Below are 23,985 nucleotides of genomic sequence, written 5' to 3'. Positions count from 1 at the left end.
TTCTGGCGGGTTTCAAAGTCCTTTATGCTTCGTTAGATGCTTTCAAAATAGAATCACTATTCGCTTCAATCATCTGCCTTGCCTACAGCACTTTGAACGCCCGCTGAAAGATCACATATTTAATAGGATTGGTATAAGTTTAGGTTTTCGTAAACGTTTATCATTGTGTTAACAAAAAACGCAGCCTAAGCTGCGTTTTTGGGTATCGTTAAATAATCAATTATGCTTAACGTAAGTCCATTTCTTGCACTTTTTCGTAAGCGATTTCTGGTGCAGTTACATCTGGTTTTTCATGTAAATCTGCTTTTAATTGGCCTTTACGATGCTTTAGTGCCGCATCTAATTTTTTAGCTGCGCTGGTAATAGCAGGATACATGACCAAGTCAGTACCTTTAGCTGCAATGCGAGTTCCTTCATAGTTAGTTCTAATTTCAACATCATATTCACCATGCTCTTTAGCAATGATGATATCTAGCGAGATAAGCGTTGGGAAATGGCTAGCTATTTTAGCGAATTTTTCATCTACGTGTTGTTTGACAGTATCGGTAACGTCAACATGGTGACCTGAAAGATTTATTTTCATAGATTATCCTTAAAAGAATTTACTTGCCAAATTTATCGCGTATTACAACTGCATGCTTACATAAATAGGTTTGTTGTACAAATGCAGGCTAACATATTTAGACATGAGACATGTACTTTGTATCACAAGTGCTCAAGCTTATAATCTTTTATTTCAGCCAGCACACTTTAGCGACATATCATGAATAAACATGCATGGGCTATATCAAATTGACCTAACCCTTACATTGATTAAACATCAAATTACTGATTAAGTATAGACACATTTTAGTCCCAGCGGTTGCAACTTTTGTGTGGTTTACACAAGTGGTGATAAACCATTCAATTTACCGCTAAAAGCAGTTAATTTATAAGCAACTATACCCATTTTATTTTTTTAGGTTTAGCTAAATTAAGTCGAATTAATCATTAATAGGAACAATTATGGCTACTCACCAACTTCAAATTGACATTATTTCAGACGTAATGTGTCCATGGTGCATTGTTGGTTATCGCCGGCTTGAACAAGCATTGAGCAAATTTGATAATTTAGACGTAAAATTGCAATGGCATCCGTTTGAATTAAACCCATCGATGGGACCTGAAGGTCAACATTTAGGCGAGCACATTGCAGAAAAATACGGCTCAACACCAGAACAAAGCGTGCAAAATCGTCAACGATTAACCCAAATAGGTGCCGATTTGGGGTTTGAATTCAACTTTTCCGAGTCATCACGCATTTACAACACTCTACTGGCCCATCAGTTACTCTACTGGGCGGCGGAGTCTGGCAAACAAACGGAGTTAAAACTGGCATTGTTCAACAGTTACTTTACTGATCAGAAAAACCCAGATGACATCGAAGTATTAATTGACGCGGCTTCACTGGTTGGCTTAGATACTAATGAAGCTCGCGCAGTACTAAACGACAAGCGTTTTGAAGCTTCAGTAAAGGAAGAAGAACAACTGTGGATAAGCCGAGGTATACAAGCCGTACCCGCCATCGTATTTAATCAACAATATTTGGTCTCTGGCGCACAGGAGCCCGATACCATTGCAGAATTGATAACTAAGCTGACAACCGAAGACAGCTAAACACAAAACCTATTGAGTCAAAGCCAGCACCCGCTGGCTTTTTAATGGATATTCTCGTGTTAATTTCGTATTGTCACTCAACAGAAGTAAAGGAAACTGTAGCGAATAGCGGACATTTTATATGCGTTTATTTCAACCGAGTTTATAGACATTGGATTGAGCTTGGTGTTGAATATAGAGATAGCCGTTACGAGTAAAAAACAATACCACCATATCTATCGATAGTTACCATAGACGCTAATTTTTTATAAGTACTATATTAGATGGTTTTAGGAGTACAAAATGGGTTTCAAATTAACCGTAAACTGGCAATCGTCACCCAGTGAAGAAGGTGAATTTAATCGCGATCATGAGGTTAAGTTTGGCACAGGGCAAACGATTCAAGCGTCATCTGCGCCTGAATACAAAGGCAATGCCGATAAAGTGAATCCGGAAGAAAGCTTACTTGCGGCTTTGTCTTCATGCCATATGTTGACCTTTCTAGCGATTGCCCATTTAAAGCGACTGCCGGTGGCCAGTTATGTTGATAATGCCACTGCTGATTTAGGTAAAAATGATGCTGGTAAAGTCGCCGTGGTTAAGATGACACTAGCACCTAAAGTAACGTTTGCAGAAGGGATTAACGTTGACGAAGAAACGTTAGCAAAGATACATGAAAAAGCTCATGCCAATTGCTTTATTGCTAACTCGCTAGCCTGCGAAGTTGACATTAAACATTAATCCCCCCCCCCAATAATCGACTGTTTTACAGCCATAAAATAACCCTCCCTATACAGTGTTTAAGGAGGGTTATTTTTTTAGCTGCGTTTTCTTTTACAACTTATTTCGCTTTAATGTCTGCCGCAGGCCCCTTGGGAGGTATTGGCTGACCTTGTAATGGTTTAATAGGCTGTTGTACCAATTCATCTTTTAAATAATTAATTGCAGCTTCAAGCTGAGCGTCTTTACCGCTAAAAGTAGCATAAGGTAAGTTATCGACTTCTATGTCTGGCTCTACCCCATGGCCTTCAACAATCCAACGTCCGTCTATGGCATATTGTGGGTATTCGGCCACCCGTGCCATACCTTTGTCGGTAACCGAATTACGCCCAGATAACCACACACCTGCCCCCGCAGTTTGCTTACCGATAATGGGTGCTATATTGAGTGCTTTAATTCCCGCAGAAAAAGTCTCACCGTCTGAATAAGTCATTTGATCGGCTAACACGACTAAGTGGCCTCTGAACGTTTGTTGCATGTTTGCATTGGTACTGCCATGAGTTGGTTGCCAAAATGCCCAAGCTCGACGTAATAACTTTTCGATAATCCAACTGTCGATATTGCCACCACGATTTCGACGAACATCAATGATTAAACCATCTTTGTCGTAGTTGGTATAAAACTCTCGGGCAAAGCTCTCAACATCACCGCTGCCCATGGCATACAAGTGTAAATAACCAATATTCCCTTTAGAAGCTTTAGCGACTTTGTCGCCATTGTGCTCAACCCAGTCAAGGTATCGTAACTTGGCATCGGTACGTATATCATGTGGAGTCACGATGGTATTGATGGCTGTTTTACCACGTAGCAAACCCAGCAACACTTGCTTATTGCCTTGATTGCGCAATCGTTGAGTGACATCGGCTATATTAGTGACTTTTTTGCCATTAATATTAGTAATCACATCACCTTCTTGGGCGTCAACTTCAATGCGTGCCAATGGTGATGCCGACAATGGTAATTCAGCATCAGTTTGATAAATATGGCTTATTACCACACCTTTATCGGTTTGTGTCAACCTAGCACCCAATGCTGCAGCTTTTGCCGCATCAGAATCTTGGGCAATATCACCACCTCGCACTTGCGAATGTAATGAATTCAGTTCACCCATCATTTGCATAAAGATATCATTAAGCTCATTACGGTCGGTCAGTCTCTCGACCAACGGCTGATACTTAGCTTTAGCGGCTTGCCAATCTACACCTCGCATTTGGGGATCGAAAAACGAATCGCGATGCATTAACCACGCATCTTCAAAAATTTGCTGCCATTCTTGCTGCGGCGAAATACTTAATTGCCATTGATCGGTGCTAATTTTGGCGCGCGATACATCACTGGGCAGCTTATCACCGGCATCGACAATCATGATACTTTTCGGATCCGACTGTTTGCGCAGCATAACTTTACTGCCATCTTTTGATAACGAATATTGGCCGACATCTTCACCAAAGGTATCGACTTTAATATTAAGCGGATCAAACTTAACCAGTTTTAACTCACTCTTATTTTGGTTATTGTCCAATAAGTACAGCTTATCTTTGGCTGCCGTTAAGCTGTTGTAGTTACCGGCATCCACTGGCACTTGCCATAAGCGTTGGTTTAATCCGTCCCACTCTACTTTGACTTTTGCTGGGGTGTTTTGGTCTTTACTGTCTGCTTTTTTGGCGTCTTTGTTAACGGTAAGCTCGGTTGGTTTGGCAAAGGGAAACGACGCTTTAGCATCTAATGCTAAGGCAAACACTTGAGTGCGTTTATCGAATATCGGCCCCATGTTACGGTCGCCCCAAGGCGAACCAGGATTGGCTTTAAATTGGCGATTTGATAAGAAATACAACCATTTACCATCGTGACTGAAACTGGGTGAAAACGACTCGTATTTGTCTGTGGTCAAGGTTTGTGATTTTGATTCGTTAATGGAATACAACACAATTTGCGGACGTTGCTTACCGATTTCGGCCTTGGTTAGCGCGATAAATTGACTATCACCAGACCACTTAATGTCTTGATATGGGCCTAAGCCTTCACCATTTTCGATAATTTTTTGATTCTTGTTGCGGCTTAAATCAAGTAACCACACATTGCCCATGTAATCATCATTAACTAAATAACGGCCATTTGGCGATAGCGACAAACTGGTACGTAAGGTGCTGCCATCTTTAGTCAGCTGTTTTGCCCCTGCTGAACCGTCGGCAGGATATTGCCAAATTTCTTGCTCTCCAGACGCATCGCTAATGCCATAGACCCATTTTCCATCATCACTTAACAGCGCATCGCGCACTCGGCTATCAGCCGGAGAGTCTATTTGCACTAAACGACGGCCGTCATTGCTGGCAATAGCCACATGGCTACGGGCGGTAATCACCACGTGATCACCTTGATGAGAAAATACTGTCGAAGTGGCGTAATTCATTGGGTCGTTAACCCACTGTTCACGGCGATGAGTAAAATCACTGGTGAGTTCGATATCAAGGGTAGACTCAAGCAGATTGTCTAAATTAAGCAGTTTAATATCGGCACCTTGTTGAAACACAATTCGGCCATTATTAAGCTGGGCGTCACGCACTTGCCAATCGGTATATTGGGTGTGTTGTTTAATGTCTTTACCGTCTAAGGTCATTGACCAAATATTGTCACTACCAGATTGATCACTCACAAAATAGACTCGGCCATTCCATAGCATCGGCTGTTTAACTGAACCCTCATGTGTTGCCGTTAATTGCTGTGCTTCTTTTTTGCTGCCTAACTGATAACGCCAAATTTCACCTTTTGCACCACCACGATAGACTTTGACATTGTCACCACTGACTTGCAGACCAAACTGAGTAAAATAAACATACTCTCCTTTATCATCAATCGTGCCTTCGACGGCGTCTGCTAATGGTAAATCGGTAACCGCTAATGATTGAGGGTCAACGGTTTTAAGGACCCAAAAGTTAGCGGGGCCAAAGGCGTTGTCAGTTGAATACAATACTTCGCCAGATGCCGTCCAGCCTTGTAAACGTACGCGGCTGTTTTCAAAACTCACACGTTTAGCCACGCCCCCTTGAATAGGCATCACATAGACTTCGGTTGCGCCTTCGTAATTAGCCGTATAAGCCACCCATTTGCCATCTTTTGAAATAGTTGCATCCATTTCTTCTGCAGCCAAACTGGTTAAGCGACTCGCTTTGGTTTGATTGAGTTGTTTAGTCCAAAGATCGCCTTCTGCGGTAAATACTAGGGTTTGATCATGCAAAGCGGGTGCGCGGTAATAACCTTGATTAGAAGCGTTAGCAAATATCATCGATGAGCAAGCTAACGTGCCTAAGGCCAACATACAATGCGTAACGGAGCGACGGAGTTTCATGGTGAGGAGCGTCCTTATTAACGTCGAGAATGTGAATAAACGTATTATCGAATAGGCTGTTTTATTGATTCTTTAACGTTATCAGAGTTGCAATGGATTTAGCAGCACAAAAATGTAACCAAAAACGGCTAAGCTGTAATGGCCTAGCCGTTGCATTTTTTGTACATCTGTTTACAAGTATTCTACCTGAATTATTGTGAGGTTAATTTTACTTTGATTTTTTGATATTGCTCATAAAGTGGGTTCGATGCATTAGATAACTCAGGAAATCGTTGCTCCACAGTTATCCTATAACGCTCAGCTTCGATGAGTTTATTATCATCAACAAGAGTTTGTAAGTAAGCGAGTGCCAAATTCGCAGTATCCAGCTGAATATTAGCATGTTGTTCTGTTTTCGGTTCTTCTCTAACTTGACGATTTAATTGCAATTGGAGCGCATTAGTTTGCGTTGCATCTGTTTTTTGCTGTGGCGCTGCACTCATTAATGCAGGCTGTGCTTCTGCGGATTTTAGTTTAGCAGATACATTGGTTAACTCTCGTTTTACCGGTATTTCTTTTGCTGATGTGGTGCTCATTGATAATCCTTCAATAGCAATAGCTTTTGCTACAGAGGCGTCAATTGAAGGCGTTTCAATTTCTTCAACAAGTAAACGTTGCTCAAGTTCAATACCGATTTGTTGTTGTAAATTTGGATTTAACATAAATAATCCGGCCACCAGCAACACTGAAGCCGCACTAGAAAAAAGCCATGCATTACGTTGCCACAATGACTTTTTAGGGGCTCGAGAGGGAGCAGATACATGAGCCCCAGATCGCGCTTTTGCTAGTATTGCCTCATCCAATTCAACCGATGGTTGTTCCAGATTTTGCTGGTGATAGACATTGTTCATCTCTTTTTGTAATGCTGTGAACTCTGGATCACGATTGTGCTGCTTACTCATAATGATGTCTCCTGCCATTGATTAGCAATACATTGCTTAATACTCTGATAGGCATAACGAATACGGCTTTTTGTGGCTTCTAAGGTGACATTAGCTATGTCGCTTATCATGGCGGCCGTCATACCCATTTCAATATTGAGCAAAAACGCCTCTTTTTGCACTGGCGGTAGCTTGGCAATACACAACTTCATCATATCGACCTGTTGCCGTTGCTGTAACTGTGGCTCGGGGGAGTGTTGGTCATCACCTTGGAGGCTATCCATGGTTTCATCTTCACCAAGTGGGGTAACCATATTAAGTGGCTTAACTGCACGCACATGATCAATCAATAGGTTATGAGCAATTTTATATAACCAAGTAGTGAATTTTGCGGTGACTTGATATTGCGCCGCCGCATTAATCACTTTGCCCCAAGTATCTTGATACAAATCTTCGGCTAATTGCAGATCATGTAATTGGCGAACAAAATAGCGATACAAAGGTCCTTTATGCTTAAGATACAAGGCTTCAAATGCGTTCACGTCGCCAGCTTGATAGTCGAGCATCAGTTGCTCGTCACTCCCCCGAGGGGCGGTTAACGTGTCATCCTTTAGTTGTGTTAATGTTGGCACCATTTCATCCTTAGTATGGGTTAACCTTGCTTGCGAGTAATTCTGGCTGCGAGTTAAGTACATTGGCGGTTTTGAGCATTTGTACGAACTCATGACGATAACCAAAATGGTCTTGACCCATTGCTGACTCAGCAAGTGTAATTAATTTAGCATAATCAGTATTGTGGACATAATCATTCTGATTTAATAACTGTCCAAATCCAGCTACTGCGGCGGCAAATCTAAAGTCATCACTGGCTTGATGTAGATGAGTCAGCTGCTGATCGCGGTTAATGGGATAAGCGATTAATTGACTGGTTTGTTCACCAATCGCTTTATAACGCAGCTTTAAATAAGCCACTTCATTTACGGTATGTGGATGAATTTTAGCATGATCTATTTGGGTTGATTCTGTGGCGGCATAACGAAGCGGGTCGACTAAGCGATTATCACTGTCGTTATAACGTATCTCATACAGTGCCGTCACAGTATGCCCTGCACCAATATCACCAGCATCGACGGCATCGTTATTAAAATCACTGCGATTTAACAGACGGTTTTCGTAACCAATCAGTCGATACTCAGACACCACCGCAGGGTTAAATTCAATTTGCACTTTGACATCATGGGCAATAGTTAATAAGGTGGCACTGAGTTGATCCACTAGCACTTTTCGTGCTTCATTAAGCGTGTCTATATAGGAGTATTGACCGTTAGCTTTATTCGATAACTGCTCCAATAAATGGTCGTTATAACTCGCCGTACCAGAACCCAGTCCAAAACCAAGCGTGGATAAGCCAATACCCTTTTTACTTTGAATGGCTACATAATCAACCAATTGCTGATGATCTGTTATCCCCAGGTTAAAGTCACCGTCTGTGGCTAATATGACTCGATTACTGCCATTTGTGATGAAGTGTTTTTGCGCTAATAGATACGCCAACTGAATGCCTTGGCTACCGTTAGTGCCGCCTTGTGCGTTTAACTGACTTAAAGCTGTTTTAATGGCGGAAAAATCATTACCTGCAACACCGTCAAGCACCACACCACTGGCACCTGCGTACACCACAATCGAGACTTTATCTTGCGCCGATAATTGCTGGCTCAGCATCAGCATGGCTTATTTCAATAGTGGCAACTTATCAATAGACGACATAGAGCCAGACACATCAAGTAATAACACCAAATTAGTTGCGCCAAGTTGGTCTGTAGCAACATCAAAGCCTTTAATGCCGATACGCAATAACTGAGTATCAGCATTGTACGGTGAGGGTGCTAATTCAGTATTGACGCTAAATGGCCGCTCAGTGCTTGTCGGTGTTGGGTAGTTGTAGCTAAAGTAATTCACTAACTCTTCTACCCTAACGGTATTCTTGGACGGCAGTTGGCCTTGATTAATTAATTTGCGGGTGGTGCTGTAACTGCCAGTATCGACATCAATTGAAAACGTCGATACTGGCGTTTCAGCGACTACCATATTGCCGTTTTGTACTGCCGACTCAAATTTATTATCAACGGTGAGTGCTGGTGTTATATGACGATTGTCCATAGTGTTTCTATGGGCAATATGTTGTTGCATTAACGGCACTATGACTTTAGCACTGCTATGTTGTTTAATGAGTGTGTATAAATCCGCTTGTTGCTCCGTAACCAAGACTGATCTTGCTATCTTACCCAACTCAGGTTGTTCTTGTGGCGTTAATTGCATTTCAGTAGATAGTGGCTGACTGTGTTTAACACTGTCTGTTGATTCTTGTGCACAACCACTGGCAATAATCGCACTAATAATTAGGGTTAATGTACTGTGGGTGAGTTGTTTATGGGTAACGTTCATGGTTATTTACCTCATCTATCGACATGTTTTTATCATTGAAGTCAGCAAAACTGACCTTGCATAGCGCTAATAACGAGTACGATGAGTAAAAGGGTTATTTATATTAAGTAGTTTTCGTATTTAGAAACTAAGTGTTAGCCTCAAAAAACACTGAAATGCAGCCAATAGAACACGGCTTATGTTATCATCTAGCCCCTTTTTTATCGCCTTAATATTGACGTTAACCGCCGCCATATACTATTGAGCGAATTAACTAAATATACTAATAGAATAAGTACGTTAAGGAGTTAACATGCAAGCCCTAGTTGCTGTTGTAATGGGTTCGAAAAGTGATTGGCCTACAATGGAAGCCGCCGCTGAAATTATGGATAAGTTACAAGTGCCTTATCATGTTGAAGTGGTTTCAGCTCACAGAACACCAGACAAGCTAATGGAATTTGCAAGTTCTGCTGCAGATAAAGGCTATAAAGTCATTATTGGTGGCGCAGGCGGAGCAGCCCATTTACCTGGCATGATCGCCTCTAAAACGCGTTTGCCAGTATTGGGTGTACCGGTACAAAGTAAGGCGCTATCGGGCATGGACAGTTTGTTGTCTATTGTGCAAATGCCTAAAGGGATTGCCGTTGGCACCTTGGCTATTGGTACTGCTGGTGCGTTTAACGCAGGTTTATTAGCCAGCCAAATATTGGCTATTAACGATGCCGCATTAGCTGAGCGTTTAGACGTATTTCGCGATGAGCAAACCCGCTCTATCCTTGATAATCCCGATCCGAGAGAAGACTAATGACGTTGCCAAAAAATCTATGGGTATTAGGTGATGGCCAATTAGGTGCCATGCTCAGTCACGCTGGTCAGCCACTAGGTATTAATGTGCGTCCGGTTGATATTATGACGCCATCAGATGTTAAATTACCATTAGAAGCTGACGACATCATTACCGCTGAACGTGAACAATGGCCAGAGTCACAGTTAAGTTTACAACTTAGCCAACACCCACATTTTATAAATGCCCCAGTATTTGGTCGTTTAGCGGATCGTTTCACCCAAAAAAGTCTCTTAGATGAATTAGCTGTCGCCACATCGCCTTGGCAATTAGTCGATGACAATACCACCACAGAGGCGCTACATCAGGCTTATGGTGAACGGGTATTATTAAAACGTCGCACTGGTGGTTATGACGGTAAAGGACAACATTGGCTCAAACAGTCTGAAGCAACAACGATTCCTGCCGATTGGCGCAATGAAGCTATAGCAGAACAAGCGATTAACTTTGATGAAGAAGTGTCCTTAGTCGGTGTGCGCACCCAAGATGGTCGCTGCTTATTCTACCCACTAACACTTAACTTGCATCAAGACGGTATTTTAATGGCGTCAATCGCACCATTAAGCCGACTAGCACCTTTACAAGCTAAAGCTGAAGCCATGCTAAGCAAGGTGATGCATGGCCTTGAGTATGTGGGTGTAATGGCAATGGAATGTTTCCGTGTTGGTGAACACTTGATGGTGAATGAGTTAGCGCCACGGGTGCACAATTCTGGCCATTGGACTCAAGCAGGTTGCCACATTAACCAGTTTGAATTGCACTTACGAGCCTTGTGTAACTTACCTTTGCACCAGCCTCAAGTGAATTTTCAATGTGTGATGGTTAATTTAATTGGCATTGATAAAGACGATAGATGGTTAAGCCTGCCTAATGCTGAACTGTTTTGGTACAACAAAGCGGTTCGCGTAGGCCGTAAAGTGGGCCATTTAAATTTGTCTGTGCATAATCAAACCATGTTAGAAGACAGCATTAGTCAACTTAAAGCTTGGATGCCACAACAATATCAAGCGCCATTGGATTGGATTTTGGCAGAATATGTCAAATAGGTTTACCAAGTAAACATGCCGATGAGTTAATAAATAATAACAAAAGGAGCTTAGGCTCCTTTTGTTATTAACAATGGCATTTCGATTCAATGCTTCTGCGAACAAAGACGCTTATACCTACTCCAATAATTATTGTGTTATTTTACGAGAACTCTACGTTTTCTAGGCAAATAATAGCGTAATAACCAATGAGTCAAGATGTTGAAACAGTTTCACTTTTGCAATATTTCCAATAACAATAATCCAAATAACTAACCTCATACAAGGATAATAAAAGGGAAAACAGGCATAACGTTAACGGCCAATAACCCCTCATCAAACTTGTCATGTGTTTAATTCACAAGACAAGCCTTGTATTATCGTTTCATTCACCATTCATCTATCGCCAATGGACTCAATGCCATTAGAAAGTCAAAACCTTGTTTAATAACTCTTTTTAAATGTCCGAGTTAAGGTTAATTAATACGTAAAAAAAATGATTAATAATACCGACAATCAAACCTCATTTTAAAATACAATCGGCAGGAAATAATCTCGCTTTCAGTTTTATCTACCATCAAAAATTATATAATTAATGTCTACATTTAGAATTAATTGCATTGCTTATAAAATAGACACTACCATTTTGTTGTACGACCTGTTAACACTTTCTAATAACATATAATTTTTTGATTTATAGTAAAAATAGAGTATTTACGTTATTTATGACATAAAATCAATTCACTACCTTAATGCGAATTTAAAAAATTAGCTATTGACAATGAAGACTGAACACCTATAACTTATTAACATTAAGTTAACAGTTATTAATCTATTAAAGATTGAAATATAACAAATAAAACTAATACTAATTCCGTTTCAAGGATAGAGATGGTGCTATTCCTTGGAGCTCTAAATAAATGAAAAATAATCAACCCATAACGCAAAAAGAATATGATTATCCGATGGACTGGATATTGTTATCCATAACCGACACTGAAAGCCATATTAAGTATGCCAATACATCATTTTGCACCGTCGCCGGCTTTGAACAACACGATTTAATCAACCAGCCTCACAATATGGTACGCCATCCAGATATGCCTGCAGCGGCGTTTAAAGATCTTTGGCAACATATTCAACAAGGTGACCCTTGGAAAGGTTTAGTTAAAAACCGTTGTGCTAATGGTGATTTTTATTGGGTAGATGCCTTTGTTACTCCAATTTCATTTAAAGGAGAAATTGTAGAGTATCAATCAATTCGGACTAAACCTACACGAGCCCAAATTAAACGCGCCGAAACCATCTATGAACAACTAAAACAAGATAAAACGCATTCTGTTACCCCAAGTAAAATAACGTTGCCAATAAAAGTCTATTTGACATTTACAGCGGCAATGCTTCCTATGGCTTATCTTGCTAGCAAAGGCGACTTAGTGAGTATAGGTTTATTTGGCATCTCATTTTTTGGCGGTTTAGTGGCTTTAAAAACTGCATTCAAACGTTTTAATCACCTTGTTAAGAAAGCCAGTGCAATATATGACAATCCAATTTCGTCTGCTGTCTATACAGGAAAAAATGACGATATTGCAAAAGTTGATTTAGCATTACAAATGCAGGCATCCGAATTAAGGGCAGTGTTAGGCCGCACGCTTGATTCGAGTGAACAAGTCTCTGTCGGTGCTAAAGAATCAGCCAGTAAAGGAAATGAAATACAGCAAAATAGCCAATCGCAAATGGCTGAAATAGAACAAGTTGCAACAGCGATGCAAGAGATGACCGCCACCTTAACTGATATGGCTTCAAATTGTTCTGATGCTGCACAATCTTCAAAAAGCGCGCTATCTCAAACGACATTAGGCGACAATGTCGTCAAGCAAATGGTGTCGACTATTCAAAAAATGTCTAATCAACTGAGCACCATTTCTAATGTTATTACAGAATTAGAAAATCAAAGTAAAGGCATTGGCTCTGTACTCGATGTGATTCAGGCTATTTCAGAACAAACTAATTTGCTTGCTCTTAATGCTGCAATTGAAGCCGCAAGAGCGGGAGAGCAAGGTCGTGGATTTGCTGTTGTAGCCGATGAAGTTCGTTTACTCGCCCAACGGACAAACCAGTCAACTAAAGAAATCCACGACATGATTAGTCGCTTACAGCAAGGTACTGGCTTAGCGGTATCGAGTATGGAACAAGGGTTAAACGATGCAGGTGCTTGCGTTGAACAAGCGGAACAAGCCGGCATTGCACTCAATGAAATACGTCTTGCTGTTGAACAAATTACCGACATGACTCACCATATAGCAAGTGCTGTAGAGCAGCAATCTCAGGTGTCTAATGAAGTAAACAGAAGCGTGGTAGTGGTGTCGCAATTAGTCAATGCCAGCCATGAGTTAGGGAAGGATATGGTTAACTTAGGCGATAATGTGGTTAATAAAGTCGACTCTCAAATGGTATTAGTTGATCAGTTTTTAAAACGAAATTTTCAAAACACTCACGATAATCAACACGAATAATCTTGCAATAGCGTCAGTGTTGGGCTTTTAACAACACTGACGATTTCCGATTTTACAACAACATCGATGGCGACTTCATATTAGCCAAAAAACACTCGCCATAACCATGAGGAATCTAAATCTTCTTTACATTGGTGATACTGTGCAGCATAGCGTTTTGAGCGTTTATCGACTTTATTCGCTACTGGTGTTAGCCATTTTTTTGCCTTATAGCTACCACGCTTATAACCGCCCCAACCTTCGTGATAATTTAAGTATTGGTTTTTAGCATCCCACTTAGACACACCATTAATTTTATGAGTTTTATAAATAAACCATCCCATAAAATCCATAGCATCGTCAAAATCACTGCGGCTAGACCAGCTGTTACCTGTCTCGCGAACGTAATCGTCCCAAGTCATGGTTTTAGCTTGCGCATAACCATAAGCGTCACTGGCTCGTCCCGTGGGGATAAAGCCTAAAAAGTATTCCATTGGAGGTGCAGCATTGTGTTTGAATGAGCTTTCTTGATACATCATCGCTAAGGGAACATGTACAGGCACCCCCCACTTTTCTCTGGTGTCGACTGCTGCGTCGTACCATGAGCGATGCTCTTTAAAAATAGCACACAGATTATCTGGCTCTTTTGGCGGCGAGGTGGCACAGCCTGTTAGTGACAATAATACGATTGCGCTAACAACACCTAAAAAACACTTCATAACACCTCTGCCAGTACCTAAGATATTGATTCAAGGTTTAGTTTTACATCAATTAAAAATCAATGCAATTATCCTTACATTTTTTGTTGCATTGATTTGCAAGGAAACAACCATTCTTTCAACAATGTGCCTTAAACTGAAAAACCTGAGTGACTCTGTTTGAGCACATAATTAATGGAATGGGAATTACTGTTTCATTTCACATTGATGGGATTCTGTTTGCCAAATCACGGGCTGCCAGTAGCCTTGGTTTTGGCCAATATAGATTTTGTCGGTGTTAAATTGTGCCGCAATATGATAACGCTGATCTACGGCGACATCGACCATCAATACTTTCACTTTTCGCGCAGATAACGACACTTTCAATGCGGGTGAGTTAATCAATTCAGCGACCGTAAATTCATGCTGACCTGGCGATAACAAATAATTCGGTCTTGAGATGACGGGGACACCATCTAAATGAGTCACAACCACACGGTATAGATTGGCACTGTTATCAGGCGCTAAGTAGCTCGACACAGTACCACATTCTACTATTTTATCTGGCGATGAAGCACAACCATTTAGGGCTAATGCTGCAACGACGACAACCGATGCTCGCCAAGATAGGCAAAGGTGCATTATTATTTAGCCTCAAAAGTGCCAGCAGGGACAACATCACTAAAATAATGAGTTAAGAAGGTCGCAAAACGATCTTGTGGTTGAGCTTCTAAGCTTTGCTGCTCAAGCAAAGACCGTTTCGCCTCATTTTCGTAGGCTTGCTCAACGTCATGGCTTAATGGGTAGTCAATTAAAAAATCATGATAATTATCAGCGAGTTGCTTAACCCACACACTATGATCTGTACCCTTCACTACCACTTCACTCATTACCCGACCAGATAAGGTTTTATCTGGATTATCTATGGTTTCAAACCATGTACTTAAGGCCGTTTGATAAGCATGGCTTTCATCACCATCGAGTAGAATGGCTAAGGTCGATAGATCATCAAAAAGTTCATGCATCCATTGCTTCAATGTAATGGGTTCACCATTCCGCTGTAATGTCAGCCCAGGCTTTCGCCCTTCCAACACAACCGCTTTTAAGTTAGCGGCAATTTCGGCTTCACCATGTGCGTCAGTATTTTCAGATGGCGACAACAAGCAATACAGTAAAAATAAATCCAAAAAGCGTACTTGAGTAGCATCAATGCCAACAGGACTAAATGGGTTCACGTCTAACGCGCGTACTTCAATGTACTCAACTCCAGCACGGGATAAGGCTTGTGAAGGCTTTTCACCTTTTTTCGTTACACGTTTAGCGCGAATTGGCGAATAAAATTCATTTTCAATTTGCAGAATATTACTGTTTAGTTGACGAAACTCACCATCAACATTCACCCCAATTTGGGCAAATTTTTTCGACGGCATTTTTATTGCTGCGCCCACACCGTCAAGATATTCAGGCAATGAGTTATAGCTGATATTAAGGGTATCTTGCTCTTTATTGGTATAACCTAAATCACTCATGCGCAATGATGTTGCGTAAGGAAGGTATAAGGTGCCTTTACCGGTTTTTTGGAACTCAAAATCAACTTCTTGATCTTTAATAAATGAACTACATAATGCCGGGGTTGAACCAAATAAATACGGTAACACCCAAACTAAACGACGATAATTACGAATAAGTCCAAAATATGATTCTGAAATAAAGTCTTCAAAATTAATACTTTTGTTACAACAAGCACTGCCATTACCATTAGCAATTTTATCGTCATATAGACGTTGCCATAAATCTTGTGAAACAGAAAAGTTAAAATGTACGCCGGAAATAATTTGCATTAACGCACCATAACGATGAGTTAAGCCTTTGCGATACAAGGTTTTCATTTTACCGTTATTAGAACTGCCATAACGTGCGACAGGGATATCACTAACATTTCCCACATAGCATGGCATACTCACAGGCCACAGTTTTTGACCGTTGAGGTGGCGCACACTGTATGCATGAGTTTGAGTTAATCCCTCTAATAGTTTATCTATATTGGGACTCACCGGAGTAATAAACTCTAACAAGGCTTCACTGTAATCGGTGGTAATACGTGAATGCGTCAAAGCTGAACCGAGTGCTTTAGGATGTTCATCCTGCGCCAAGTGACCATTTTCATCAATACGCAATGCTTCACGCTCAATACCACGTAACATGCCCAATAATGCCTCTCGGCCTTGAGTGTCGCTTAAGTTTTCGACTTTTTCATTGAAAGACTTCAATTTATTACTCTCTTTTATGGATTCGCATTGCGAGTAAACAGCTAGACCTGATAATAAACGAGATTATGACTAAAAACGTGAAAAAATGTCACTCAGTATAAATCTGCTAGTTTTTGGGTCTTAAATTAAAAAACGGCAACACAAGTTGTTACCGTTGATGGATCCTTAAACTCTATCGGTTATTTACCGTTAACCAACACTGTAATATTTTGCAATTAAAGCACATAAATTAGCTCAATCTATCTAAAATTAAATTGAGCTAATTGATATATGCGGCCAACACTAACGTATTTCAAGGCAAGTGTTAACTCTAATGAGGGCTTGTTCAACTTTCAAGATGAACAAGCCCAAATGACACGTGTTCAACTAGTCGGCAATGGTCATCATTTCAATATGATACCCTAATGCACTTAGCTGTGGTGCTACGGTTGCTTTATCGCCCACAACCAGTATCACCATATCATTGATATCTAATAACTTATTTGCAAGTTTGTTTAATTCACCTGTTGAAATGGACTTAACAATTTCGTCTTGCTTAACCGTAAAGTTTTTATCTAAATGGTAACGCTGGATCATCCTTAAAAAACCGGCTTTCTGATATGGCGTTTCATATTCTAACGCTTGGCTTTGAGCAATCGAATTGCGCATAAAGTCACTTTCTTCGTCTGTCATGCCTGACGATTGGTAAGCGCTAATTTCTTTAATAAACTCAGCTAAAGCAAGGCCAGTTACATCGCTTTTTACACTAGCATAAGCGATAAACTTGCCAGAGTCCTCTGCGCCACTAAATTGGGTGCGAGCGCCATAAGTGTACCCTTTGTCCTCACGCAGGTTAAGATTAATACGGCTGTTAAATGCCCCTCCCAGCGGGTAGTTCATTAAATAAGCTTTAAAGTAATCACCTGTGGCATCATAAGGTAATGACACTTGGCCTATATCGATAACCGATTGGGCTGCCCCCGGCTTATCAATTAAATAAATGGTTTTTTTAGGGTGTGTAGGCAATGTTGGTAAAGCAGCAACCTCAGTAGCGTCACCTTTCCATTCGTTAAACATCGACAATTTCGGCATAATCTGTTGTTGATTTAAATCCGACACCACGACCATTTGCGCATTACCTGCACGATATTGTTGTTGATAAAATTGCTTAACATCATCGAGAGTTAATGCCGATATCGATGTAATGGTGCCATCATTGCTGATCCCCATAGGGCTATCTTTCCCATATAGCAGCTTAGCAAAACCACTACGAGCAAGGTAGTTAGGGTCGGACATTTGATGTTGTAAGCCCTGTAACTGCTGTTGCTTCAAACGTTCAAAATCGGCTTCCACAAAACCAGGACTAAATAAGCGTTCTTTAACTATGTCGAGAGTCGCATCTAGATTTTCGGTTAAACTTGATACCTTGATGTAACTTTGCGAGCCACTTGCCCCAAAGCTAATTGACGACCCAAGCATATCAAGCGCACCAGCCAATTCTTCACTGCTGCGTAACGCGCTTGACTCATTAAGCATCGAGCCGGTTAACGCTGCTAACCCCGCTTTATTGATTGGCGCTAAACGATGCCCGCCGTCCAAGTAAATAAGCAATTCAACGGTAGGCGTTTCATCACTTTCAGTGCCCATAACACTAATGCCGTTGGCCAGCTTGCTGTCCCATAACTGTGGCACCGTCAATAATGGTGCAGCTGCAGATGGCGGCATTTTATTTCGATCAAATGAAGATTTTGCAAAGGTGATATCCGTTAACCCGGTTACCGCATCTTGTGCTATTGGCATCATGCTGGGTTCAAAATTATCGGCATGGGCAATTAGCTGCGTTTGCCCTTCTGGCACCACGCTCATCACCACCATTGGCTTATTTTTAATATAAGTCTTAAACACTCGCATTACATCGGCTTTAGTCACATTGGCATAACGGGCTAAATCAGAAGCCACCATATCAGGTTTACCAAAAAAGGTTTGATTAGCAGCAAGTGTTGATACTTTACCGGCAACGCTTTGCATGCCAAAAATGGTATCTGCTTCAAACTGAACTTTAACCTTTTGCAAGTCGTCGTCAGTCACGCCGCGTTGCTCAAACTCATTAATAGTTTGGTTTATTTTGGTTTCAAGTTCTGCAAGACTGCCACCTTTGGCTGGATTTGCGACGGCATAAAGAGACAGCTGGCAAGTTAGCTCTTGGCAAGGATGACTGACTGCAGCTTGTACCGCATAACCATCTTTAACTAGGTTTTTATATATTAATGAGGTTTTTCCTCCACCAAGAATGTTAGCCAGTAAATCTAATGCTGCTTCATCTTTGTGTTGTGCGAAAACGGTCGGAAAACCGATATAAATGAGCGGTAAATGAACCTTATCTTCCATCGAAATATAACGAGTCTTATCTAGCGTGACGGCGGTTTTTACTTCTGGTTTAACTTCAGGTCCACGGGGAATTTCACCAAAATATTTATTTATCCACGCCAGTGTTTGTATTTCATCAAAGTCACCACCAATGGTTAAGGTGGCGTTATTAGGCCCATACCAACGTTGAAAGAAGTGTTTCACATCATCAACGGTGGCGCGATCTAAGTCATCCGGCCAACCGATGACAGGCCAAGAATAAGGATGACCGGCAGGATAAAGAGCTTGATTAAAACGCTCATTCAATCGACCATAAGGTCGGTTATCAATTCGCTGTGCGCGTTCATTTTTAACCGTTTCACGTTGAACTTCAAATTTTTCACTCGTGAGTGCAGGTAATAAAAACCCCATACGATCTGATTCTAGCCAGAGCATTTTTTCTAATTGATTACTTGGTACGGTTTCAAAATAATTGGTTCTATCTGTGTTAGTTGTCCCGTTTAATGTCCCACCGGCTTCAGTAACCACTTTAAAATGTTGTTCGTCACCAACATGCTGAGACCCTTGAAACATCATGTGTTCAAACAAATGAGCAAAGCCACTACGGCCGGCTAATTCACGTGATGAACCAACATGATAGGTAACATCAACATGAACTAAAGGATCAGACTTGTCTTGGTGCAAAATCACCGTTAAGCCATTCGCTAACTGATATTTTTTATAAGGGATGTTAACTTGATTTTCAGACGGTGTAGCCGTTTCAATTAAACTTACACCTTGAGGTAAACTTGACGAATGAAGTGCATCGTACGCACAACCATTCAATGCAGCTCCAATTGCTACAGCTAATATCCATTTATTCAGATTTAATTTCAAAATCGACTCCTTTCCTCACAACAATAAATATAATCACAGAAAAATAACGGTATAACATTACTCAACAGCATAAAGAACTAAAAACACAATTACGCTGTAACGAAATAACTTACCGAAAAACATAAAAAATGATGCTTGCACTATAGGTATTTTTAACCAACCAGCCAACAAACATAACAAATCACCGATGATGGGTAACCAAGATAGCAATAAAGCCCACATACCATATTTTTCAAGCCAAGCCAGAGCATAACGATATTGACGACGTTGGATATCTTGTGGACTTTTAGCAAGCCGCCCTGCTCGACCTAAACCATAACTGGTCATCGCGCCAAGTGTATTGCCAATACTGGCCAGTATCAATAATTCGACCCATGATGACGGTGTTTGATTTACTAATGCTACGAGCAACACTTCAGAACCGCCAGGCAATAAGGTGGCAGCAAAAAACGCGCCGCTAAACATTAACCATAAACTTGTCATTAATAGACCTTGTTATGTATTAATAGTTTCATTGCTAACATTATCAATTTGTTTCATCCTATTTTTTCAATAAACACCTACAAAACATAACATCCAGCAGAATAACCTTGCTGGATATTAAGCACTGTGAATGATAATGTTAACTCGCTACTATCTGTCTAACCTTCTCAGTACAATATCAATGTAACGCGGTAATATTCAAAAAAAGTAAGATGATGTCATTCAATTTACCTCATTAAATCGCCCCATCGCGAACAAGTTAATAAAAAGTAAAAACTTAAAGTTATAATAACAATTTTATTTATTCGTATAAGTTATAATAAAATAACGTTGTTTGTCATTCGTTCACTTCATACAATGCGATTAATATTTATTAACCATACGACTTCTTCTTGAATAATTAGCATGAGCGCCACACCGTTATTTGATATCAGTTAGCCTTAAATCTAACATCGCATAGCCAAAAAGTGGTTGTTTTTTTAGTAACAAAATCACTCATTGATGAACATCATGAGTCACGTACAACGACGTTTTCGAATAAAATTTGGTGACGTCATAATGACATAAATTGGAATTTTCATGATATTGCAAACGTTCAATCGTATCCCGTTCTGGCAGAAAGTCATTGCAGGCTTTATTTTAGGAACACTTACTGGCGTCGGGTTAGGCGAATCGGCGGTGATATTAAAACCTCTTGGCGATCTGTTTATCAGTGCCATCAAAATGCTAGTCGCACCATTAGTATTTTGTGCCATTGTCGTCAGCATTACATCACTTGGCTCACAAACAAATTTAAAACGACTCAGCTTTAAAACTTTAGCTATGTTTATGCTGACAGGTACTATCGCCTCATTCATTGGTTTAACTATTGGCAGCCTTGTCGACATGGGCGGTAACCTTGCATTAGCGACAACAGAAGTGCGTGAGCGCGACATTCCGGGGTTTGCACAAGTGTTATTGAACATGATCCCCGTTAATCCATTTGCATCGTTAGCAGAGGGTAATGTATTACAAATTATCGTCTTTGCTGCACTTGTGGGCATTGCCATTAATACAGTCGGCGAGAAAGCTACCGCATTGAAAAATGTCATTGAAGCGGGTGCCGAAGTGATGTTCCAGTTAACTCGTATGGTTCTTAAACTGACCCCTATTGGTGTATTTGGCTTGATGGCATGGGTTGTTGGCGAATACGGTTTAAGTACATTATTGCCATTAGGCAAATTTATTATGGCAATTTACATTGCTGCACTTATCCATATCGTGGTGGTATACGGTGGCTTAGTTAAATTTGCAGCAGGTTTAAGCCCATTACAGTTTTTCCGTAAGGCCATGCCTGCACAAGTTGTGGCATTCAGTACCGCATCAAGTTTTGGTACTTTACCCGCAAGTACTCGTTGTACCGAAGCGATGGGGGTGTCAAAACGTTACAGTGCTTTTGTATTACCACTCGGCGCAACCATGAACATGGACGGTTGTGGCGGCATTTACCCTGCCATTGCGGCGATCTTTATTGCGCAAATTTATGGTATTCCGCTTGATATGACCGACTACATGTTAATTGCAGTAACGGCCACCGTCGCTTCTGTAGGCACTGCAGGTGTGCCAGGTAGCGCGATGGTGATGTTAACAGTAACCTTAGGTGTAATAGGTCTACCGCTTGAAGGGATTGCCTTTATCGCAGCTATTGACCGTATTATTGATATGATCCGCACTGCAACCAATGTGACCGGAGACATGATGACTGCGGTGGTGATAGGTAAAAGCGAAGGTCAGCTTGATGTAGAACAATTTTACTCAGATGAAAAACCGATTGAACAAGTTGTGTCTTAGTTTTTATTGCAGTTTTATTGTCATACAAGATTAATGACAACAAAAAACGAGTATCAACTGATACTCGTTTTTTTGTTATATCATGCTAATAAAATTAGAACTTAGCGTTTGCCCATAACCATACTTTATCGGCATCAAATCCAGCGTCACCCGCTGAGTAAGACGCATATTTAACGCCTACAGTGTAATGCTTATCAATAGGTAAACTAAATACTGCATCAATTTCGCTACCTAAATCGCTAACAGTGGCACTTGATACATCGGCTTCAAAATCATGATAAAGCAGCGCCCATTTACCGCCAACGACACTGCCACCAACAGACATATAAGTATCTGCCAAGCCTTGCTTTGGAGTAGATAAGAATTGATCAGCCCAACCATTAAACGCATGCAAAGTCGCTAACGGCGTTGAGAAACCATATTCGCCATCGTCTGAACCCAATTGCTCGTAGCCAAGCTTAACCGTTAAACCGCTAAAGCCTACGCCCACTTCACCCAGCATATAATCGCTAGAGTAAGATGGTATCGCAGTATCAGCATCAGTATCTTGAGTTGCGTATTCTAAGGTATAAAGAAGCTTGATTTTATCGATATCTTTGGCACCAGCAAAACGTATACCATAAGTGTCGATACCGATATTACTGATATCGTCTTCAAGTAAATAGCTATAAGCGCTCAGTTTACCCAAATCGAATTTGTAAGATGCGTTAATAACGTGATCTTTTGAACCCATGTCTTTAACTTCTGCAAAAATACGGTTGCGCTTGTAGATATAACCGTAATCAACACTAAAATCATTTATCGCATATTGCATTGTAACCGCATCAAACGTTTGACGATCTTGACGCCAGCCGACATGTCCTACAAAACGCATGTTATCAAGTGCTATCACTTGACGGCCCACCTTAGCTTTAAAACCATTACGTTTATATTGTAAAAATGCTTGGTCTAATTCAGTTGTTTCGGGATCTGCTATCACAGAATAATCTGTGTTATTGCCAGTCGCATCATTGTAATCATTTACCCCTGCTACACTGCGAGAGTCTTCAAACTCAACTAATGCAGTTAATCCATAATACTCAGCAGTAGCAAAGGTTAAGCGTGTACGTAAGGTCAAAGCATCTGCGTCTTTTAACGGATTGTCTTGATCGACTGATTCATAACGTAAATTTAAGTTTACGTTTGCTGTACCTTGAGTGATTGCATCAGCAACTGTATTAACATTGGTGTCTGCGGCATTGGCGCTGCCCATGGCTAATAACAACGAACAAGTTAATGCTGATAAAGCCCATTTTTTGGTCACAGCAGAATTTTGGCAAGCCTTATCCGTAACTTGACTAGCAAGCAATTTATTATTCATCTTACATTCCTAATATTTATTTTAAGTTGAGTTATCAATCTGCTAAATATACGTAAAATATATGGCTAGCAAGTTAACTGGCCGTAACCTTAATGAGTTCACTGCTCAGTTTCCGTGACATATCTTGCATTTTACATACTTGTTCTACTCGATATTGATGGCAATTCAAAATTTGCGACTTTAGACAATTAAAATTAACAGATTGTCGAACTAATATTATTTTAGAAACATGTCTTGCTGACATAAAACCATGAATAAAAACGGATACTTACACACCTACAAAGAGGTATTTGAGTGATTTTTTTGATTAAAAATCAACTTCAGTATATGTTATCTTTCGATTAATAATACTCAATATGATGGACATTCAAGTACGCTAAAAAACGAATAATCCAAGTGAATTATTGACATATTTCAAACGAGATTAGTGTGTTTATCGAACAAAAGTCATTATTAACATTTCAATTACGTAATTGATTTTTGTTGTTGATTTGAAGATTATCAGCCAAATTAAAAGTAGCCCCCCATGCAGGGCTACCGCATGAGTGTTTGATTTTTAACCGAACTACTCAATCCAGCCTTTAATACTGCTTCAAGCATCGATGGATTCATCATGCATCGCTTTTGTTTTCCAACAATGCTTATCTTGGTCG

16 protein-coding genes and 1 pseudogene are annotated in these 23,985 nt (G+C 40.5%); 6 read left to right on the top strand and 11 right to left on the bottom strand.

Going from position 1 to position 23,985, the window contains the following annotated elements; all coding sequences use genetic code 11:
• Positions 1-226: 226 nt before the first annotated feature.
• Entirely contained in the window at positions 227-583 is a 357-nt protein-coding gene (hpf, locus tag ACWXWT_RS13170) for a ribosome hibernation-promoting factor, HPF/YfiA family (RefSeq protein ID WP_011636558.1), read from the bottom strand.
• Between the two features lie 422 nt (positions 584-1,005).
• On the opposite strand from hpf, the gene ACWXWT_RS13165 reads away from it, so the two are divergent.
• Both ACWXWT_RS13165 and ACWXWT_RS13160 read left to right on the top strand, forming a co-directional pair.
• Complete coding sequence (locus ACWXWT_RS13165) at positions 1,006-1,656, top strand: DsbA family oxidoreductase (RefSeq protein ID WP_456042033.1); 651 nt, start codon at positions 1,006-1,008, stop codon at positions 1,654-1,656.
• 282 nt (positions 1,657-1,938) lie between these two features.
• Entirely contained in the window at positions 1,939-2,376 is a 438-nt protein-coding gene (locus tag ACWXWT_RS13160) for an OsmC family protein (protein WP_456042032.1), read from the top strand.
• 100 nt (positions 2,377-2,476) lie between these two features.
• Here the strand turns inward: ACWXWT_RS13160 and ACWXWT_RS13155 are convergent, their stop codons facing one another.
• The 4 genes and pseudogenes from ACWXWT_RS13155 to ACWXWT_RS13140 form a co-directional block, all read right to left on the bottom strand.
• A complete protein-coding gene (locus ACWXWT_RS13155; protein WP_456042031.1) occupies positions 2,477-5,761 on the bottom strand; it encodes a S41 family peptidase in 3,285 nt (1,094 codons plus the stop codon).
• A gap of 191 nt (positions 5,762-5,952) precedes the next feature.
• Complete coding sequence (locus ACWXWT_RS13150) at positions 5,953-6,702, bottom strand: hypothetical protein (RefSeq protein WP_456042030.1); 750 nt, start codon at positions 6,700-6,702, stop codon at positions 5,953-5,955.
• A complete protein-coding gene (locus ACWXWT_RS13145) occupies positions 6,699-7,316 on the bottom strand; it encodes a sigma-70 family RNA polymerase sigma factor (protein ID WP_456042029.1) in 618 nt (205 codons plus the stop codon). Before ACWXWT_RS13145 ends, ACWXWT_RS13150 begins: the two co-directional genes overlap by 4 nt.
• Before the next feature lie 7 nt (positions 7,317-7,323).
• A pseudogene (locus tag ACWXWT_RS13140) lies at positions 7,324-9,126 on the bottom strand (vWA domain-containing protein).
• A gap of 292 nt (positions 9,127-9,418) precedes the next feature.
• On the opposite strand from ACWXWT_RS13140, the gene purE reads away from it, so the two are divergent.
• The 3 genes from purE (at position 9,419) to ACWXWT_RS13125 (ending at position 13,490) form a co-directional block, all read left to right on the top strand.
• Positions 9,419-9,910, top strand: a complete 492-nt coding sequence (gene purE, locus ACWXWT_RS13135) for a 5-(carboxyamino)imidazole ribonucleotide mutase (protein ID WP_456042028.1) — start codon at positions 9,419-9,421, stop codon at positions 9,908-9,910.
• On the top strand, positions 9,910-10,995 hold the full coding sequence (purK, locus tag ACWXWT_RS13130) for a 5-(carboxyamino)imidazole ribonucleotide synthase (RefSeq protein WP_456042027.1): 1,086 nt from the start codon (positions 9,910-9,912) through the stop codon (positions 10,993-10,995). Before purE ends, purK begins: the two co-directional genes overlap by 1 nt.
• 899 nt (positions 10,996-11,894) lie before the next feature.
• Entirely contained in the window at positions 11,895-13,490 is a 1,596-nt protein-coding gene (locus tag ACWXWT_RS13125) for a methyl-accepting chemotaxis protein (RefSeq protein ID WP_456042026.1), read from the top strand.
• Positions 13,491-13,570: 80 nt separating this feature from the next.
• Here the strand turns inward: ACWXWT_RS13125 and ACWXWT_RS13120 are convergent, their stop codons facing one another.
• The 5 genes from ACWXWT_RS13120 to ACWXWT_RS13100 all read right to left on the bottom strand — a co-directional run bounded on the left by ACWXWT_RS13120 (position 13,571) and on the right by ACWXWT_RS13100 (position 20,142).
• The gene (locus ACWXWT_RS13120) at positions 13,571-14,188 is read right to left on the bottom strand and encodes a transglycosylase SLT domain-containing protein (RefSeq protein WP_140234829.1); all 618 of its coding nucleotides are present in this window, start codon (positions 14,186-14,188) and stop codon (positions 13,571-13,573) included.
• A 186-nt stretch (positions 14,189-14,374) separates the two neighbouring features.
• On the bottom strand, positions 14,375-14,809 hold the full coding sequence (locus ACWXWT_RS13115) for a hypothetical protein (protein ID WP_456042025.1): 435 nt from the start codon (positions 14,807-14,809) through the stop codon (positions 14,375-14,377).
• Positions 14,810-14,811: 2 nt separating this feature from the next.
• Entirely contained in the window at positions 14,812-16,437 is a 1,626-nt protein-coding gene (gene gshA, locus ACWXWT_RS13110) for a glutamate--cysteine ligase (RefSeq protein WP_456042024.1), read from the bottom strand.
• 366 nt (positions 16,438-16,803) lie between these two features.
• Entirely contained in the window at positions 16,804-19,647 is a 2,844-nt protein-coding gene (locus tag ACWXWT_RS13105; protein ID WP_456042035.1) for a M16 family metallopeptidase, read from the bottom strand.
• A 69-nt stretch (positions 19,648-19,716) separates the two neighbouring features.
• Positions 19,717-20,142: a YqaA family protein gene (locus ACWXWT_RS13100; RefSeq protein ID WP_456042023.1), complete on the bottom strand. Its 426-nt coding sequence runs from the start codon at positions 20,140-20,142 to the stop codon at positions 19,717-19,719.
• 579 nt (positions 20,143-20,721) lie between these two features.
• Here ACWXWT_RS13100 and ACWXWT_RS13095 point away from each other — a divergent pair.
• A complete protein-coding gene (locus tag ACWXWT_RS13095) occupies positions 20,722-21,972 on the top strand; it encodes a dicarboxylate/amino acid:cation symporter (protein ID WP_456042022.1) in 1,251 nt (416 codons plus the stop codon).
• Positions 21,973-22,066: 94 nt separating this feature from the next.
• Here the strand turns inward: ACWXWT_RS13095 and ACWXWT_RS13090 are convergent, their stop codons facing one another.
• A complete protein-coding gene (locus ACWXWT_RS13090; RefSeq protein WP_456042034.1) occupies positions 22,067-23,224 on the bottom strand; it encodes an alginate export family protein in 1,158 nt (385 codons plus the stop codon).
• Positions 23,225-23,985 lie beyond the last annotated feature (761 nt).

This window comes from Shewanella sp. A22 (assembly GCF_053850585.1).
Note: the sequence above shows the minus strand (reverse complement) of the source record. Positions and strands in the feature narration are given on the sequence as shown.